The sequence below is a fragment of the Sulfurospirillum cavolei genome (assembly GCF_001548055.1).
Lineage (GTDB): Bacteria > Campylobacterota > Campylobacteria > Campylobacterales > Sulfurospirillaceae > Sulfurospirillum.
Genome location: NZ_AP014724.1, coordinates 471,338 through 488,002, shown reverse-complemented (window position 1 = coordinate 488,002; position 16,665 = coordinate 471,338). Strand labels below are relative to the sequence as shown.

Genomic DNA, 16,665 nt, shown 5'->3' with positions numbered 1-16,665 from the left:
GCTACAATGATGCAAAAGATTACGAGGAATTTTTGTGTTCATAGAATGGGATGAAAAATTTAGCCTGCATCATGCACTTTTGGATCAGCAACATCAAGAGCTTTTCGATCTGGCAAACGCTGTTCAAGCGTTGGATCCTGAAACCGCAGACAAAGCAGAATTGGGACGACTGTTTAAAGAGTTTTTCGACTACATGGCAAAACACTTTAAAGAAGAAGAGGCGTACATGCAAAGCCTTGACTATCCACTGTACGACAAACACAAGAAGTTTCATGAAAGCATCATTGAGGGTATGACCAAAATCCTCAAAGAGAAAAAAAGTATCCCTGAACTTCAAAAAAGCATGAAAATGATCGCCAAAAAATGGCTGGTCGAACACATCTTGGAAAACGACCTTAAAATCGAAAAGTGGCGAAAAAGTACAAGTGTGACAGAGGAGGATTCCCTCCACGCGCTTTAAGGTTTGATCGTACTAAAGCCAAAAAGTACCCAGTCTTGCAAACCGCCTCGGTACCACATGATTTTCTCTTTAGGATACCCCAGCTTGATAAGTTGGTCGATCATCAGATGCGACTGTGCACACCACGAAGCGTTGCAAAAAATCAGAGCCGTTTTGGCATGCGAAAAATCAAGTTTTCCTCCCTTTGAGGCAATGCCGAGCAGTTTTTGAACGCGTTCAAAATCTTCAGGAAAATCAGCGTCGTACGCCACTTCATCAAAAGGAATATTGACGCTTGAGGGGATAGTCATCTGCTCAAACCACTCTTGTTTTCGAGCATCAACCAAAATATAGCGATCGGGATCTTTGGCTAATTTATGCTGAATAAAATCCAACACTTCCACTTCGCCGACGGTTACGATTTTGGGGTCTAACTGCATCGGCTGGATTTTTCCCACCGTCGTCACCACGCTTTTTTGGCATACACTAGGCACATCTTTGCCCGCAAAATTGCCACTAAAAATATCTTCAGGCACGATATGCACATTTAAGCACTCTCTAGGAATGTTCCGCTCGATCGTGACGGGCTTGCCATCGTGCGTCGTCTGAACGCCCGTATGTTCCAGCACCTGAGGATTTTGCGCCAATGCGTACACACCAAGCACGCTTAAAGTCAACCATCGATACATCGCGTCTCCTTTTAATGTAGTGTTCTATCATAATCGCCTTGCCATTTAAAAGCGAACAAAAAAATATGTTATACTTTTTTTCAAAGGAAAAATCATGCTTGATCCCAAAATAGAGGCGTTTCTTCGCAAACACCACCTACTCACCCTTGCCACATCCCAAAACAACACTCCCTACTGTGCCAGCTGTTTTTACGCGTTTATCCAAGAGTCTGCCACGTTTGTCATCGCTACGGACGCACAAACCAGACACGGACGTGAGGCGTTGGAAAATGCGCATGTTGCGGGAACGGTGGCGTTAGAGACCAAGATCGTGGGGAAAATTCAAGGGGTGCAATTTACAGGTGTTTTTCAAAAAGCCAACGAAGCAGAGAAAAAAGCCTATTTGAAGCGCTTTCCCTATGCGATTGCGATGAATCCTGTGCTGTGGAGCATCACCATTTCATACTTGAAATTTACGGACAATACCTTAGGATTTGGTAAAAAGCTGGAGTTTTTTGCTTCGTAAAATAGGGAAAATGCGTTTACATGTAAAGCACTTGCGGGCAAAACCCGCAAGCACCTTTTTCTTACAAATTGATAGGTTCGTCCGAGCATGCCGCGGTAAACACGACGTCGGTTGAGCTGTTCAGTGCCGTCTCGGTCGAGTCTTGAATGACGCCGATCAAAAAGCCGATGGCAACCACTTGCATCGCGACCGCATCGCTAATGCCGAACAGGCCGCACGCTAAAGGAATCAAAAGCAACGATCCGCCCGCAACACCCGAAACGCCCGCCGCGGCGATACTAGAAACGACACTCAACAATAACGCCGTCGGAATATCGACCGAGATACCCAACGTATGGACCGTCGCCAACGTTAAGACCGTAATGGTCACCGCCGCTCCCGCCATATTTGCCGTTGCACCCAAAGGAATGGAAATGGAGTACGTATCTTCGTGAAGCCCTAGTTTTTTACATAATGCCATATTGACGGGAATATTCGCCGCGGAACTACGCGTAAAAAATGCCGTTACGCCGCTTTCTTTCAAACATGTCAACACTAAAGGATACGGATTGCGTTTGGTTTTCACGTAAACGATTAGCGGATTCAGTACCAAAGCAACGAAAAGCATCGTTCCGACCAAAATAATCAGTAATTTACCGTAGCCTAAAAGTGCCGTAAAGCCCGTTTCCGAAAACGTTTCCGCAACCAATCCTAAAATACCGAACGGTGCTAAACGAATAACCGCTTGAACAATCTTGGTCATGGCATCGCTGACGTCTTTCATAACCGCTTTCGTCTGAGCTCCGCTGTGATGAAGCGCGATACCCGCGGCAACCGCCCATGTTAACACGCCGATATAATTGCCCTTAGCGAGTGCGTTAACGGGATTGTCCACCATACTGACCAAAAAGCCTTTGATGACCGCAACAATGCTTTGAGGCGGTGTTAAACTCGCGTCAATGCCGCTGGAGAGCACCAACGTTACGGGAAACGCAAAGCTCACGATCACCGCGATCAACGCCGAGAAAAACGTACCGATCACATAGAGGAAAATAATAGGCTTAATATTCGTCTGCGCCCCTACCTCTTTGGTTGCGATCGCCGTAGAGACGAGCACTAAAACTAAAACCGGAGCTACCGCTTTGAGTGCTCCGACGAAGAGCTTGCCCAAAATCGAAACAGCTTGTGCCGCCGTCGGAGAAATGAACGCGATAATAACGCCCAAAACCATACCTAAAAGAATGAGAACAATCAGATTGCCCTCTTTGTACCGCGCGACTAAACGCTCCATAAAAACCTTCCTTACTCATAAAATGTGTGTACTCTAAGTTTTTCTTTAAAAAAAGAGACTAATCATATAAAAAAGGTTCTTATGGATGTGTTAAATTAATCTATTTTCGACCTGTCGAGTTTTAACGCTTCGTTATCCATTACGCCAATGGGCGCGCTTAAGATCGTTGTAGCGATGTCGTGCGCTTCTTCTAAAGAGTGCATTGTGTAGGTTCCGCATTGGTAAACGTTGAGCTCTGGAATGTCGTTTTCACTTTTGACATGTAAGATGTCTTGCATTGACGCCGCCCATGCATCGACCACGCGTTGAGGTTCAGGCGTGCCGATGAGGCTCATGTAAAAACCGGTACGACATCCCATCGGTGAAATGTCGATGATCTCGACGCCCTCTCCGTTGAGATGGTTGCGCATAAAGCCCGCAAACAGATGCTCGAGCGTGTGAATCCCGCGCTCAGGAAGAATCGCTTGGTTGGGTTTACAAAAACGAAGATCAAACACGGTGATGGCATCGCCGTGAGGCGTTTTCATCGTTTTAGCAACTCTGACCGCAGGGGCCGGCATTTTGACGTGATCTACACAAAAGCTATCGAGTAATGGCATTTGAAGTCCTTTTTTTGGGCAATTATACCGAAAAAAGTGTACAATAATTTGAGCTTCAACCCTTGACATGTAAAGGAACTTTTGTGAAACGCTGGCTACTTTTCGGTGCAATTCTTCTGCTTTCCTATACATTTTTCCAAAGCAAAAACCTACTGCTCATTGCCGCGGGCGTGGCGATTTTTCTTTTCGGGATGAAAAATCTAGAAGAAGGTTTTCGCTTTTTTATCGGCGGGATGCTCGATAGATTCCTCAAAAAGATGAGCGATACGCTTTATAAAAATATTCTTTTCGGAACGATTATTACGACCTTAATGCAATCAAGCGGTTTGGTCGCCGTGATTGCCATCTCGTTTATCAGTGCCGGACTCATAGGACTCGCACAAGGTATCGGCATTATTTTAGGAGCCAACATCGGCACGACGACGGGCATTTGGCTGATCGCGGGGCTGGGGCTAAAGATCAACATCGCGACCTACGCGCTTCCGATGCTGGTATTTGGAATGCTTTTCATCTTTCAAGAAAGCAAACGACTCAAAGGCATCGGGTACGCTCTGGCGGGACTCGGTTTTTCGTTTTTGGGTATCGCGTACATGAAAGACGGATTTGACGCGTTTAAAGAGACGATCGACCTAACGCAATACGCCGCCGACGGCTATACGGGCATCGTGCTTTTTGCACTGATCGGAGCGGGAATGACCGTCGTTATGCAGTCTTCGCACGCTTCGTTGGTTCTTATCTTAACCGCACTCTCGGCGTCGCAAATTACCTACGAAAATGCTGTTGCCCTGACGATCGGAGCCAATATCGGCACGACGGTAACCGCCGTTTTGGGAGCACTGGGTGCCGGAGACGACGGCAAAAAATTGGCAACCGCCCACTTTTTGATCAATACGCTTACCGGACTTCTTCTGGTCGGTTTTGTTCCGCAATCTATCCGTTTGATCGATCTGAGTGCGCCGTTATTCGGTATTTCAACATACGACGAGACGCTCAAACTCGCTCTTTACCACACTTACTTTAACTTTACGTGCGTGCTTTTGTTCGCTCCGCTCGTACAAGGCTTGGTTCGCCTACTCGATCATTTCTTCAAACAAAAAGCAACCGATGAAAACGCACGGGACGATGTCTTGTTTATTAACGACGTCGCTCTCGATTTTCCCGATACGGCGTACGAAACCCTTTTTAAAGAGACCAAACACCTCTACAACAACGTTTGCGACATCATCGCGCAAGGTATCAGCGTCACCAAAGAAGATATTAGCTCAGGTATGGCAATCGACGATATTCTCACGCATCGCAAAGACCCCCTTTACGTCAATATGGACGCCTACTACGAGCGTCGCATCAAAGAGATTTACGGCAAAATTATTACCTTTGCGATTATGGCGCAAGGCAAATTTTCCGACATCAGCGAGCGTCAATTTATCCCGATAAAAAACGCTACCATCGGCATGGTCGAAGCGTTTAAAGCCTCCAAACATATGCAAAAAAATATGCTTCGCTACCTTGAATCGGATAACGAATACATCCAAAGCGAATACAACCATATTCGCAAAAACCTCATCAAATACCTCCGAACGCTTCAAATGATCTTCAATACCGCCGAAGACGACGTCATCGTTTTGCTCTTAAGCAAACTCAAACTCGATGCGCAAAACTACGACATCGCCGCCAATAAATCGCTCGATAACCTGATTCGTACCAACAAAATCACTTATACGATGGCAACATCTCTTATGAACGATACCAACTACGCCTATACCGTCGCGTCCGAGCTTTTCAAAGTCGCTCACGCTCTTTTCGTACATGCGAACACGGAATCGAGCGAAAGCAAAGAAGCATTGATCTTAAACGAAAACGAAGTAAACGACCTGACCCACGCCTCAAGCCAAAGGAGTTCCTCATGAACGGCTTCAAATTGATACAAACGATCAAAGAGTTATTCGGCTTTATACCTCAAAATGCGGAATCTACTCAAAAAAAATCCATTAAAGAACTGCTGAGAAAACTCAAATTTCGCCGCATTTTACTTAAGCAAGAGCTGAAAAACGAAACCGACCTTCTCAAACGCGAATCGATTCGCGACAGCATCAAAATTCTCAAAAAGCAGATTAAAAAAGGAAAAGACCTTGTCGATGATTAGAGGGATTGTGATTGCGTTGATCGTTTTTGCAGGATGTTCAAGCCCTAACCAAGAAAATGTCTCGGAAGTTTTGCAAACCAAGGGGGCAACCGCTTTGCATTACGACTTTAAAAAAAGCGTCGAAAACCTCATCGCGTACAAAGAAAAGCTCGATCTTCGCAATCCTTCCAACTACAGCAAATCCTCACAAGAAACGATTTTAAAGGAGATGCGAAACCGCACAAACGCGATTCGGCTGAGTTATAACGGTGTGACGCTGCACACCTACGACGATTATTTACGCATTGCTTTCGATAAAAGTGCGACGATTCCCGAACGCAACGACTTTTTGATTTTAGGGATGTATAAACTGCTTTGGGAGAGTTACCGTATCGGCGACGGACATCAAATCACGACGCTCTCCTACGACGAAGAGCGATTCAAAAAACTTTACTACTACCTTGAAGTCATTAAATGGAAGATCAAAACGGGCAAGGATGAAAAAGGACGCTACCTTTTTCTCACGTGGCAAAACAACTGGCAAATCGAACTGCAAAACCGCCTCAATGCCGGACAAATACCCTCATGGCAAATGCTCGAATCGCTTCCGAGCATTCAAAGCCGTAAAGAGAGTCTTTTCGATGCTTCCAACGCCAATTTTGAGGTACTTCTAAGTCAAATCGTTTTCCACGTCAAAAACAGTGCCCGCCTCGTCGGGAAAGAGCCCGTCGATATCGGTATCGACGCGATGATCAGCCTCGTTTTTTTCTTATAAAAATCGTTTTTATTCGCCGCTTTCGATTTCTCCGTTGTACGACATAATTCCGTTGCCGAGATTGACGACGGTTTGATAGCCTAAGTGTTTGAGTACGCGTTGGCAATAGGCACTACGACTTCCGCTGTAACAATACACGATCGTGGGAGTTTTTTCGTGCCCTTTGAGCTGTGCTAAAGCATCGTAAAAACTCGTCGTCGGAACAAGATAATCCGTCCCTTTAATACGGTATTGCGCCCACTCCATCCACTCGCGCGTATCGACCAAATTAAAACGCACGATGCCTCGGCTTCGCGCTTCCAATAAAGCTTCAAGCTCATCCGCGTCAATCTCTTTTTGATGTATTAACGCTTCGCACGCTTCTTTGCTTAAGCCTTGAGAATGCGTATGAGAAACCTCTTTGAGCCGCTCTTCTTCGGCAAGGGCGCGTGCATGTTCGGGCGTACAAAAAAGCGTACAGTGGCATGCGCCGTTTTGAGGAATCTCTTCATTGAGTGCCGGCGTACACGGGCAAAGACGATTGCCGGCCTTTTCCCTTTCCTCTTTCGTATTTCCGATGACCATAAAACAGGGACAATAGCGCTTACCGTAAATCAATTTATTACGTGTTAAGCCTTGTTGTATCGACTCTTTTACGTCATGAAGCGGCGTATACGTTAAAGAAAATTGTTGACATACTTTATCGCTAAAAGCTTGCGTTCGTTCAAATTCCGCCATAAATTCGGCTGAGTTCATATCTATTTTCGTTATCACGCGCATTCCTTAATCTTATACATTGAAGGGTTGTATTATAAAGAGTTTGAATTGGAAAGAGATTAAATCTTAGCGTTAGATCGCAAGCACGTTGAGTGAACTAAGCCAAAACTTGATCTCGCTCAAGCTTTTCGGGTATTTTTTTGATTATAATACGCCAAATTTCAAAGGAGTTTTTATGGAAATCAATAACGTACAAGTCTGTAACGTCTGTTTACGCACGAGCGAAGAGAGCCCGAATGCCGTTTTTATTAAAGCGATGAAAGGCGGGGAAGAGATTCACGTTTGCACGGGATGCATCCCGCACATCATTCACGGAAGCGGCGACGTTGCCAAATCAAATGCTCAAGTCACAGCGGAGTTAAATCGTTAAGTATCACTCAATTAAGGAGGAGGAAAACCTCCTCCTTTTCTGCTTCATTTCGCCTAATTAAGCTTCTTTTTCGTTAGAATAATCCGCTGTTGCTAAACGTTTGAGTTGTCTCCATCTGCGTTGTGCATCTTTTTTATTGTGTGCAAATAATGCTTCCGCTTCAACGGGATTTGACTTTTTAAGAGCCGCATAGCGTACTTCGTTCATCAAGAAGTGATCGTACATATCCCAATCCGGCTCTTTTCCGGTAATTTTGATCGGATTTTGACCTTCTTCTTCAAGACGCGGATCGTAAGTATAAATCGGCCAATAACCGCATTTGGTTGCAAGCTCGCCTTGATTTCCCGCTTGGCTTAAACCGCCTTTGATACCGTGTGCGATACACGGTGAATAGGCAATAATCAACGATACGCCCGGATACGCTTCAGCCGCTTCAAACGCCTTAATCGCTTGTGCTGCGGAAGCATTCGAGTTAATTTGCGCAACAAAAACATTGCCGTACGTCATCGCGATATAACCCAAATCTTTTTTCTGAACCGGTTTACCCGCAGCGGTAAATTGTGCGATAGAACCCGTACGTGAGGCTTTAGAGCTTTGTCCGCCGGTATTGGAGTAAACCTCGGTATCTAGGACTAAAATATTGACGTCTTCGCCGCTGGCGATAACGTGATCAAGTCCGCCGTAACCGATGTCGTACGCCCAACCGTCGCCGCCGAAAATCCATTGTGATTTTTTAGCGATATACTGCTTAAGGCTTAAAATGACTTCCGCACCCGCCGCCGTCGGATTGGCTTCCAACAAAGGAACGAGAAGATCGCGAATTTGTGCGCTTTTTTCACGGTCGTTTCTAAACTCTAACCAATCTTTATAGAGTGCCGCAATCGCGTTAGGTGCTTTTTCCAAGGAAGCTTCCATGATCATTTGAATACGATGGCGAAGCGTTTCCGCCGCGACATGCATACCCAAACCGAACTCGGCGTTATCTTCAAACAAAGAGTTACCCCATGCAGGACCGTGACCTTTGTCATTTTTACGATACGGAGTCGATGGAGCCGAACCGCCGTAAATAGACGAACATCCCGTCGCATTAGCGATCATCATACTCTCGCCGAACAATCGCGTTGCAAGCGTAATATACGGTGTTTCACCGCAACCTGGGCATGCCGCATGGAATTCAAAGAGCGGTTGTGCAAATTGAGAACCTTTAACGCTGCTTTTGCTTAAAATATCGTCTTTATAGCTTACTTTTTTGAAGAGGTAATCGGCATTGTCTTGCTCACCCGCATCAAGGCTCTCTTGAAGCGGAACCATCACAAGCGATTTTTCTTTGGTAGGACATGCTTCGGCACACAATTCACATCCCGTACAATCAAGCGAGGAAACTTGAATTTTAAATTTAAAGTTTTGATCTTTGAACTCTTTACCTTTAGCATCTAAAGCATGTACTTTGACGCCTTCAGGTGCCAAGGAAAGCTCTTGCTCGTTAATCAAAAACGGTCGGATAACCGCGTGCGGACAGACAAACGCACATTGATTACACTGAATACAGTTTTCTTCGATCCATTTCGGTACCGTAACGCCGATACCGCGTTTTTCATACTCGGTCGTACCGTGTTCAAACGTACCGTCTTCATAGCCTTTAAAGACCGAAACGGGAAGCGTATCTCCGCGTGCGGCATTGACCGGTTTTGCGATTGCTTCGACAAACGGAGTGCCTTTATATTTAACCTCTTCTTGAACCTTAACCTCGTCGACGAGATTAGCCCATGACGGATCGACGTCGACTTTAATCAAGCCGTTAGCGCCCACATCAATCGCTTTGTAGTTAAGCTCGACGATTTGTTCGCCTTTTTTACTGTAGGTTTTGTAGGCTTGTTTTTTCATAAACGTTTGAGCTTGCTCAAAATCGATGATGTTGGCAAGTTTAAAGAAAGCCGATTGCATAATCGTATTGCTTCGATTACCGAGTCCGATATCGCGTGCTAGTTTGGTTGCATTGATGATATAAAAATTGGCTTTGCGTTTGGCAAGAATACGTTTGACTTTATTCGGGATTCGAGCGATCGTCTCTTGTGCATCCCAAATAGAGTTAAGAAGGAATGTTCCTCCCTCGCGAATACCGTCGACCACGTCGTAAAGTTCCAAATACGCGGCGACCGAACAGGCGACGAAATGTGGATTGGAAACAAGATACGTCGAGCGAATCGGTTTTTTACCGAAGCGAAGGTGAGAACGCGTAAAACCGCCTGATTTTTTGGAGTCGTAAGCGAAATAGGCTTGGGCGTACATGTCGGTTTCGTCACCGATGATTTTAATCGAACTTTTATTCGCGCCGACCGTACCGTCCGCACCGAGTCCATAGAAAAGGCACTCTTTAGTTTCGGGGTCGCCGAGGCTGATTTTTTCTTTCACGTCCAAAGACTTAAACGTTACGTCATCGACGATACCGACCGTAAAGTCGTTTTTAGGCGCATCGGCTTTGAGGTTTTCAAAAACGGCCAACATCTGTGCCGGATCGACGTCTTTTGAAGAGAGACCGTAACGTCCGCCGACGATAATCGGAGCATTGGCGTGTCCGTAAAAAGCCGCACGCATATCAAGATACAACGGTTCGCCGATAGAACCTGCCTCTTTAGTACGATCCAATACGGCAATTTTTTTAACGGAATCGGGCATAACCGCCATCAAGTATTTGATGCTAAACGGTCGGTAAAGGTGCGGGGTAATAAGTCCTACTTTTTCGCCTTTGCCGATTAAATAATCGATCGTCTCTTTCAAACATTCGGTCACGGAACCCATTGCAACGACGATGCGATCGGCATCTTTCGCGCCGTAGTAGGTAAAAGGTTTGTACTCGCGTCCCGTCTCTTTGGAAATTTCGTCCATATAGTTCGCTACGATATCGGGCAATGCGTCGTAAAATTTATTTTGTGCTTCTCTGCCTTGGAAGTAAATATCGTCGTTTTGTGCCGTACCGCGCGTTTTAGGAGACTCAGGATTTAAGGCGTTATCGCGGAAGCGTTGAACCGCTTCTTTGTCGAGCAAACGATCAAAAACGGCGTAATCCATCACTTCGATTTTTTGAATTTCGTGAGAAGTTCTAAAACCGTCGAAGAAGTGTAAAAACGGAACACGCCCTTTAATGGCGCATAAGTGAGCAACGCCGGCCAAATCCATGACTTGTTGAACCGAACCGCTTGAGAGCATCGCATAACCGGTTTGGCGTGCGGCGTAAATATCTTGGTGATCGCCGAAGATCGAAAGCGCATGCGTCGCAAGCGTACGAGCACTCACGTGAATAACGCTCGGTAACAATTCGCCTGCCATTTTGTACATGTTAGGAATTTTAAGCAACAACCCTTGAGAGGCTGTATAAGTCGTCGTAAGCGCGCCGGCTTGAAGCGAACCGTGAACGGTACCCGCAGCACCGCCTTCACTTTGCATTTCAACCACTTTAACGGGCATTCCGAAAAGATTTTTTTTGCCCTGTGCTGCCCATACGTCGGTAAAATCCGCCATCGGTGAAGAAGGCGTTATCGGATAGATACCGGCAACTTCGGTAAACGCATACGATGCATACGCAGCAGCTTCGTTACCGTCCATTGTTTTCATGACTTTAGCCATTAAATTCCCCTTACTTTTAGTTTCGTTTATTTAAGAAAACTTCCCAAGAATCAGGCTTTGGAAGCATCAACCATACGCTGTAATCGATGATTATCTCATTCTACTTGGCGTTCTCTTAATAACTCATAAATGAAACTTCGGCTTCGATGATTTAATAAAAGTTTAACCAAGCTCTACTCAAAATCATAGTCTAAAAATATGATAAAGATATAACAATCTTAGCTTACTTGCGCAATAAGCTTAACGGCATCCAAAGCATCGCGAACGATACAATCGGTATGAGTACGGAGGTCGTAACGGCTTGCGTATCCGCACAAAACGCCGACGCTTTGAACACCCGCTTCTTTCGCGCATAGAATATCCATCGGCGTATCGCCGACCATCCACGTACGCGAAGGATCGCTACCGAGCGCGGCTAAGGCTTTTTGTATCGGTTCGGGGTGCGGTTTGGGGTGAGTCACGTTTTCGCGTCCGATCAAAACCTTAAAGTGATGCATCACGCCCATATGCTCCAAAAGGTCTTGCGAATACCGTGCCGTTTTGGTCGTGACGATCCCGAGCGTTGCGATTTGACTCGCATAGGTAATCGCTTCGTACGCCAAGGGTAACAACGTCGTTTTTTGACGCGAAATCAGGCGATAATGTTCTTTGTACACCCCCACGTACGCATCGGCTTGCGATACGTCGACGCCGAGCATCGTAAACATCAAATCCAAAGGGTGCCCGATGAGTTTTTTAATGCTCTCGTCTTCGGGAACGCTCGTTCCGAACGTCTCGAACGCAACGCCGAAACTTTCCAAAATAGCTTCGGTCGAATCGATGAGCGTTCCGTCTAGATCAAATAAAATCGTTTTTGTTTTCACCTTAATCATCCTTTTACATGTAAAGCACTATTATAATCGCAAGAGCATTAAAAAGGAGATACATGTTAACCAAAAGTGTGATACTGATTGCCCCGCTACTGCTGTGCGCCGCTTCGTTTCAAGACACCTTGAATTCGGCACTGAGTACAAGCTCTTCGACGCAAAAAAGCACCTCTTCCGCATCATCGAGCAGTTCGATTGCCGGCGTCAAAGAAGCGTTGAGTCTGGGAGCCGATCAAGCCGTATCGCTCTTGGGAAAAGAGGACGGATTTTTAAAGAACTCCGCCGTTAAGATTCCGCTTCCCGCATCGTTGAAACCGATTGCGACGGCGGCCGAAAAAGTGGGTGGAAAACGCTATGTCGATGATTTCGTAACGACGATGAACACCGCCGCTAGCAAGGCGATTCCTAAAACGGCTTCTATCTTAAGCGATACGATCTCGTCCATGAGCGTCGACGACGCCAATGCGATCATCAAAGGCTCCAACACCGCGGCGACGGATTATTTTAAAGCCAAATCGCAAGACAAGCTCTTAAACGCGTTGATGCCGATCATTAAAGAGAGCGTAGCGCAAAACAAAGTTATGAGCTCTTATCAAAGCCTAAAAGAGTTCTCGGGTACGACGAATGCCTCGTCGAAATTGGGAGACAATGCGCTAGTCGGACAAGCCTCGTCGATTGCAAAAGGGTTCGGGATCACGGACGTCGTTCCGGAAAATGACGAAAATATCGAAGCGTATATCGGTCGTAAAACCTTGGACGGACTTTTTTACATGATTGCCGAAAAAGAGAAAGCTTTGCGTAGCAATCCTTTAGCAAGCGGAAGTTCAATTATTCAGCAAGTCTTCGGTAAATAATCGGTCTTTAATACGTTTGAGGGTTTAAAGGAGGATGAGGAATGCTGATCTTTTTCTCGTCAAACGTTAGTTTGACTTTTTCGGTCAAGGAAAAACTAACGGCAGCAGCGTCTTCGTTTTGAACCCAAAAACGAACCGTCAATTTCACGCACGTTTGTGCCAGCTCGCTTACGGCGACAAGAGGTGCAGGCTCTTTTAAGACTTTATCTTCCGCCTCAATCAAGGATTGAAGCGTCTCTTTGGCAAGACGAAGATCGTCTTCATAGCCGATGTTAAACACCAAGTCGATACGCGAAGTCGGTTTTGCCGAAAAGTTCGTAATATTTTTACCGATGACCGCAGAGTTGGGGATAATAATCTGTTTGTTGTCTGCCGTTTTTAAAACGACGCTAAAGAGGTTCAGCTCTTCGACCGTACCGTTTTCGCCCGCAATTTGAACCGAGTGTCCGATTTTAAACGGACGGAAAAAGACGAGTAAAATGCCGGCTCCGACATTGGAAAGCGTGCCTTGAAGCGCAAGACCGATCGCAAGACCCGCCGTTCCGAGAACCGCCAAGAAGGAAGTGGTGTTTATGCCTAGATTGCTAAGCGCGGCTAGGATAATCACCACCAAAAGGCCGAAGTACACGACGTTGGAAAAGAAACTGGTAACGGTTTCGTCGATTTTGGACTTGCGCATTCCTTTGACGACGATGGCCGTCAATAGGGATGCGATCTTTTTCCCGACCCAAAAAATGAGTAAAGAAGCGAGTACCTTAACGCCGTAAAGCGTCACAAAATTAACGACAACCGTCCAACTCAAATCCATATGCACGTACACGACCCTCTTAACTTATTTTTTGAAAATTGCGTCAACTCTTCTGTTTTCGGCACGACCCGCTTCTGTGTCGTTGGTTGCAACCGGTTTGCTTTCGCCAAATGCTTCCGTCGTTACTTTAGCACCGGAAACGCCGAGTGTTGAAAGTGCTTTTGCAACCGCTTTTGCACGTTGATCGGAGAGTTTCATATTGTACGCGTCGCTACCTTTAGAGTCTGTGTGACCTTCAAGAACAACACTGTAACCCGGATTTTGTTTCATAAAGTCTGCGACTTTTTGAATTTCAGGCATGAATTCAGGTTTTACGGTTGATTTGTCGAAATCAAATTTAACATGTAAACGGATAATTTTCGTACATCCGTCGGCATCGACTACGGTACCTTTAGGGGTATTCGGACATTTGTCTTTGTCATCGTACACGCCATCGCCGTCGCTATCTTTTGGAGCTGCCGGTGCTACGACGGGAGCCGGTTTTACTTCGGGTTTAGCCGCTACGACGGGAGCCGTTTTAGCGTCGAAAGGAACGACGAAGCCGAGGGTATAGAACAAGTTGTTGTCGCCGCCGTGAAATTTAATACCGTGACGAACTTCGGCTTTCAATGCAAAATTGTCGGTGACCCAGTATTTAACGCCGCCGCCGTATTGTGCGAACATACTGTCTCTGTTTTCAAATTGCTCGTTTTTAACGTCTTCGTAACCGATACCCACTAAAGCGTACAATGCCATTTCAGGAGACATTTTGTACTCTTTAACCAAGTTACCGTAGTAGCGGTTAAAATCGGTGCTGTCGTGACCGATTTTGTAATCAACGTTATCGGATCGATCGTAACCCAATTCGAATTGGTCGAAGATGGTATTGTCAAGATTGACTCCAAATCGCAAACCGTACGTCAATTGCTCTTTAAGATCGAGATTTCCCTCAGGTTGAACGCCGCCGATCGTCGGTGTCACTTCGTAGTTGTATGCAGTCGGTGCCGCAAACGCCAAAGATGCCAATGCCGCCAATGAAAACACTGTTTTTTTCATGACTCTATCCTTTTTAAACTAATATTTCTAACATTTCATATGTGAGTTTTAAATTATAGCATAACTCTTAGCTGAGAAACATTAAATTTACGGCTTAATCCAATCGTTTTCGTTATGCATCACCCCGATAATCGACGTCGATACGGGCGTGATCTTCTTATTGACCGCCGTGATCTCGCTGGGAATCACTAAAAAAAGGTACGGATTGTCGGCTACGATCTTGGCAAAAATCTCCCGATACAAGGCATCGAATTTCTCTTGATCGACGATTTTTTCGGCTTCTTTAATCAAACGATCGACCTCGGCATTTTCGTAACCGACGAAATTAAATCCGCCTTTACGGCTTGATTCGCTGTGCCAAATCGTATACGCGTCCGATTTGAGTCCCAACGACCACGCCATCAATACCGCTTCAAATTTGCGAGGGAAAATCACCGTGTTTAAAAAAGCTTGCCATTCAAGGGCGCGCAATTTCATCACGACGCCTGCTTTTTGCAACTGGTATTGCAATACCTGCGCCGCCGCCGTACGATTGGAACCGGTGGTGAGTTCAAATTCAAACGGATGATTTTCGTCGTAACCCGCCTCTTTTAAAAGTGCTTTGGCTTTTGCAATATCGTGTTTTGGGGCTTGAACTTCCGTATTAAACGCTCCCGTTCCGGGGAGAAAAGGTCCCGTGCACACTTTACCGTGACCGAAATACAAAATATCGACCAGCTCTTGACGATCGATTGCCAAAGAGAGGGCTTCTCTGACTCTAGGATCTTTAAATTTTTCCGATCGGAGATTGAACCCCATATACGTATAGACATGTGAAATCTCTTCGTAGATCGTATAATAATCCCTAAAATCCGCATCGACTTGCCGCTCCAACTGTAAAGGCGTGAGCGTTCCGACATCAAGTTGACGGGACTTGAGCATCAAAAACTCCGAAGAGGGATCGGGAAGATAGTGAAAGACCATCGTATCGATCTTCGGGCTACTTTTAAAATACGTCGGATTGGCTTTTAAAACGGTGTCTTTGGAAATTTGAAACTGATGTAAGACGTACGAACCCGTACCGATCGGAGCTTGGTTAAACTTACTCGTCATCAAATCGGTTTCGCCCTTAAGCAGATGTTCGGGCAAAATTTCCATCATCCATACTTCCAAGGCTTTAAAATAGGGGTATTTGTATTTAACTTCCACGCTAAATTCGTCGAGCATCTTGACATGTGAGATGTGCATAAAGCCTGAAGCATAGGGAGTAAAAATCTTAGGAGACGTAATCGTCTCGTACGTAAAAAGCACGTCTCGTGCGTTAAAAGGCACACCGTCGCTCCATTTTACGTCGCGGCGAAGGTGAAAGACGAGCGTCGTATCGTCTTTAAACATATAGCTTTCCGCTAGTTCGGGAACGATGTTGGCATCTTTATCGTATTTGACCAAGCCGTTAAAAATCCATTGCGTAATCAAAGAACTCGCCGAATCGGTGGAAAGAATCGGATTGAGTCGGCTCGGATTGGCGGATAAAGACAGGTGTAGCGTGCCGGCGTAGAGATGACATGTTACGAAAAAAAGGAACATTAAAAGTGTTTTCATGGAAAAATTATACCACACGGAATCATTTTACTAACATCATGCGTATGCTTTAGCGTGCGTCATAGGCTTCTTGTAAACCGTCCGCCTCGTAAGAGGCTAACTTTAGTGCCTCAGTGGCTAAGGTAGTAAAAAAAGCTTAGCTCTTTTTACATGTTAAAAATAAAAAAAGCTTCCAGACCGGGCAATCTGGAAGCTGATTTTTAAAAAGGTTAAGTGATTCACAAAAAGGAGGTAATTGTCTTGGTAACGAAAGTATAGAGAAGTTGTTTAAACACTCTCTTAATCTTTCGTAAACAAAAAGTTAATAAGAGATATTTTCTCTTTTTTCAAAAGCGTATCGACGAAACTATTTACGATCGATTGTCCGAGCGT

16 protein-coding genes are annotated in these 16,665 nt (G+C 45.5%); 7 read left to right on the top strand and 9 right to left on the bottom strand.

From position 1 onward, the window contains the following. Nucleotides 1-34: 34 nt before the first annotated feature. Entirely contained in the window at nucleotides 35-460 is a 426-nt protein-coding gene (locus UCH003_RS02610) for a bacteriohemerythrin (protein WP_060825313.1), read from the top strand. Here the strand turns inward: UCH003_RS02610 and UCH003_RS02605 are convergent. Then, nucleotides 457-1,128 carry a rhodanese-like domain-containing protein gene (locus UCH003_RS02605; protein WP_060825312.1) on the bottom strand — a complete coding sequence of 224 codons (672 nt, stop codon included), beginning with the start codon at nucleotides 1,126-1,128 and terminating at the stop codon, nucleotides 457-459. The genes UCH003_RS02610 and UCH003_RS02605 overlap by 4 nt on opposite strands. 94 nt (nucleotides 1,129-1,222) lie before the next feature. Here UCH003_RS02605 and UCH003_RS02600 point away from each other — a divergent pair, with 94 nt between their 5' ends. Continuing rightward, the gene (locus UCH003_RS02600) at nucleotides 1,223-1,633 is read left to right on the top strand and encodes a pyridoxamine 5'-phosphate oxidase family protein (RefSeq protein WP_060825311.1); all 411 of its coding nucleotides are present in this window, start codon (nucleotides 1,223-1,225) and stop codon (nucleotides 1,631-1,633) included. Nucleotides 1,634-1,694: 61 nt separating this feature from the next. On the opposite strand, the gene sstT is transcribed toward UCH003_RS02600, so the two are convergent. Continuing rightward, nucleotides 1,695-2,903 carry a serine/threonine transporter SstT gene (gene sstT / locus UCH003_RS02595; protein ID WP_060825310.1) on the bottom strand — a complete coding sequence of 403 codons (1,209 nt, stop codon included), beginning with the start codon at nucleotides 2,901-2,903 and terminating at the stop codon, nucleotides 1,695-1,697. Between the two features lie 95 nt (nucleotides 2,904-2,998). Next, the gene (gene luxS, locus UCH003_RS02590; RefSeq protein ID WP_060825309.1) at nucleotides 2,999-3,502 is read right to left on the bottom strand and encodes an S-ribosylhomocysteine lyase; all 504 of its coding nucleotides are present in this window, start codon (nucleotides 3,500-3,502) and stop codon (nucleotides 2,999-3,001) included. Between the two features lie 83 nt (nucleotides 3,503-3,585). Between luxS and UCH003_RS02585 the strand changes: the two genes are divergently transcribed. From UCH003_RS02585 to UCH003_RS02575, 3 genes are read left to right on the top strand one after another with little or no spacing between them, the layout of a single operon-like run. After that, on the top strand, nucleotides 3,586-5,409 hold the full coding sequence (locus tag UCH003_RS02585; protein WP_060825308.1) for a Na/Pi cotransporter family protein: 1,824 nt from the start codon (nucleotides 3,586-3,588) through the stop codon (nucleotides 5,407-5,409). Then, nucleotides 5,406-5,645, top strand: a complete 240-nt coding sequence (locus tag UCH003_RS02580; protein WP_060825307.1) for a hypothetical protein — start codon at nucleotides 5,406-5,408, stop codon at nucleotides 5,643-5,645. The genes UCH003_RS02585 and UCH003_RS02580 overlap by 4 nt, the downstream gene beginning before the upstream one ends. Next, a complete protein-coding gene (locus UCH003_RS02575; protein WP_060826911.1) occupies nucleotides 5,638-6,399 on the top strand; it encodes a hypothetical protein in 762 nt (253 codons plus the stop codon). The genes UCH003_RS02580 and UCH003_RS02575 overlap by 8 nt, the downstream gene beginning before the upstream one ends. 9 nt (nucleotides 6,400-6,408) lie before the next feature. Here UCH003_RS02575 and UCH003_RS02570 read toward each other — a convergent pair whose 3' ends face one another. Beyond that, a complete protein-coding gene (locus UCH003_RS02570) occupies nucleotides 6,409-7,152 on the bottom strand; it encodes a ferredoxin-thioredoxin reductase catalytic domain-containing protein (protein WP_060825306.1) in 744 nt (247 codons plus the stop codon). 178 nt (nucleotides 7,153-7,330) lie between these two features. Here UCH003_RS02570 and UCH003_RS02565 point away from each other — a divergent pair, with 178 nt between their 5' ends. After that, nucleotides 7,331-7,525, top strand: coding sequence for a hypothetical protein (locus tag UCH003_RS02565; RefSeq protein ID WP_060825305.1), 195 nt, complete (start codon nucleotides 7,331-7,333; stop codon nucleotides 7,523-7,525). A gap of 57 nt (nucleotides 7,526-7,582) precedes the next feature. Here the strand turns inward: UCH003_RS02565 and nifJ are convergent, their stop codons facing one another. Further along, nucleotides 7,583-11,149 (bottom strand): pyruvate:ferredoxin (flavodoxin) oxidoreductase, encoded by a 3,567-nt coding sequence (nifJ, locus tag UCH003_RS02560; RefSeq protein WP_060825304.1) that lies wholly within the window; start codon nucleotides 11,147-11,149, stop codon nucleotides 7,583-7,585. Nucleotides 11,150-11,367: 218 nt separating this feature from the next. Then, a complete protein-coding gene (locus UCH003_RS02555; protein ID WP_231964800.1) occupies nucleotides 11,368-12,012 on the bottom strand; it encodes an HAD family hydrolase in 645 nt (214 codons plus the stop codon). Between the two features lie 62 nt (nucleotides 12,013-12,074). Between UCH003_RS02555 and UCH003_RS02550 the strand changes: the two genes are divergently transcribed. Then, nucleotides 12,075-12,869 (top strand): DUF4197 domain-containing protein, encoded by a 795-nt coding sequence (locus tag UCH003_RS02550; protein WP_060825302.1) that lies wholly within the window; start codon nucleotides 12,075-12,077, stop codon nucleotides 12,867-12,869. 7 nt (nucleotides 12,870-12,876) lie between these two features. On the opposite strand, the gene UCH003_RS02545 is transcribed toward UCH003_RS02550, so the two are convergent. From UCH003_RS02545 to UCH003_RS02535, 3 genes are all read right to left on the bottom strand, one after another. Beyond that, on the bottom strand, nucleotides 12,877-13,677 hold the full coding sequence (locus UCH003_RS02545) for a mechanosensitive ion channel family protein (RefSeq protein ID WP_060826910.1): 801 nt from the start codon (nucleotides 13,675-13,677) through the stop codon (nucleotides 12,877-12,879). A gap of 24 nt (nucleotides 13,678-13,701) precedes the next feature. Then, nucleotides 13,702-14,712, bottom strand: coding sequence for an OmpA family protein (locus tag UCH003_RS02540; protein WP_060825301.1), 1,011 nt, complete (start codon nucleotides 14,710-14,712; stop codon nucleotides 13,702-13,704). Nucleotides 14,713-14,799: 87 nt separating this feature from the next. Further along, on the bottom strand, nucleotides 14,800-16,293 hold the full coding sequence (locus UCH003_RS02535; protein WP_060825300.1) for a peptide-binding protein: 1,494 nt from the start codon (nucleotides 16,291-16,293) through the stop codon (nucleotides 14,800-14,802). Nucleotides 16,294-16,665 lie beyond the last annotated feature (372 nt).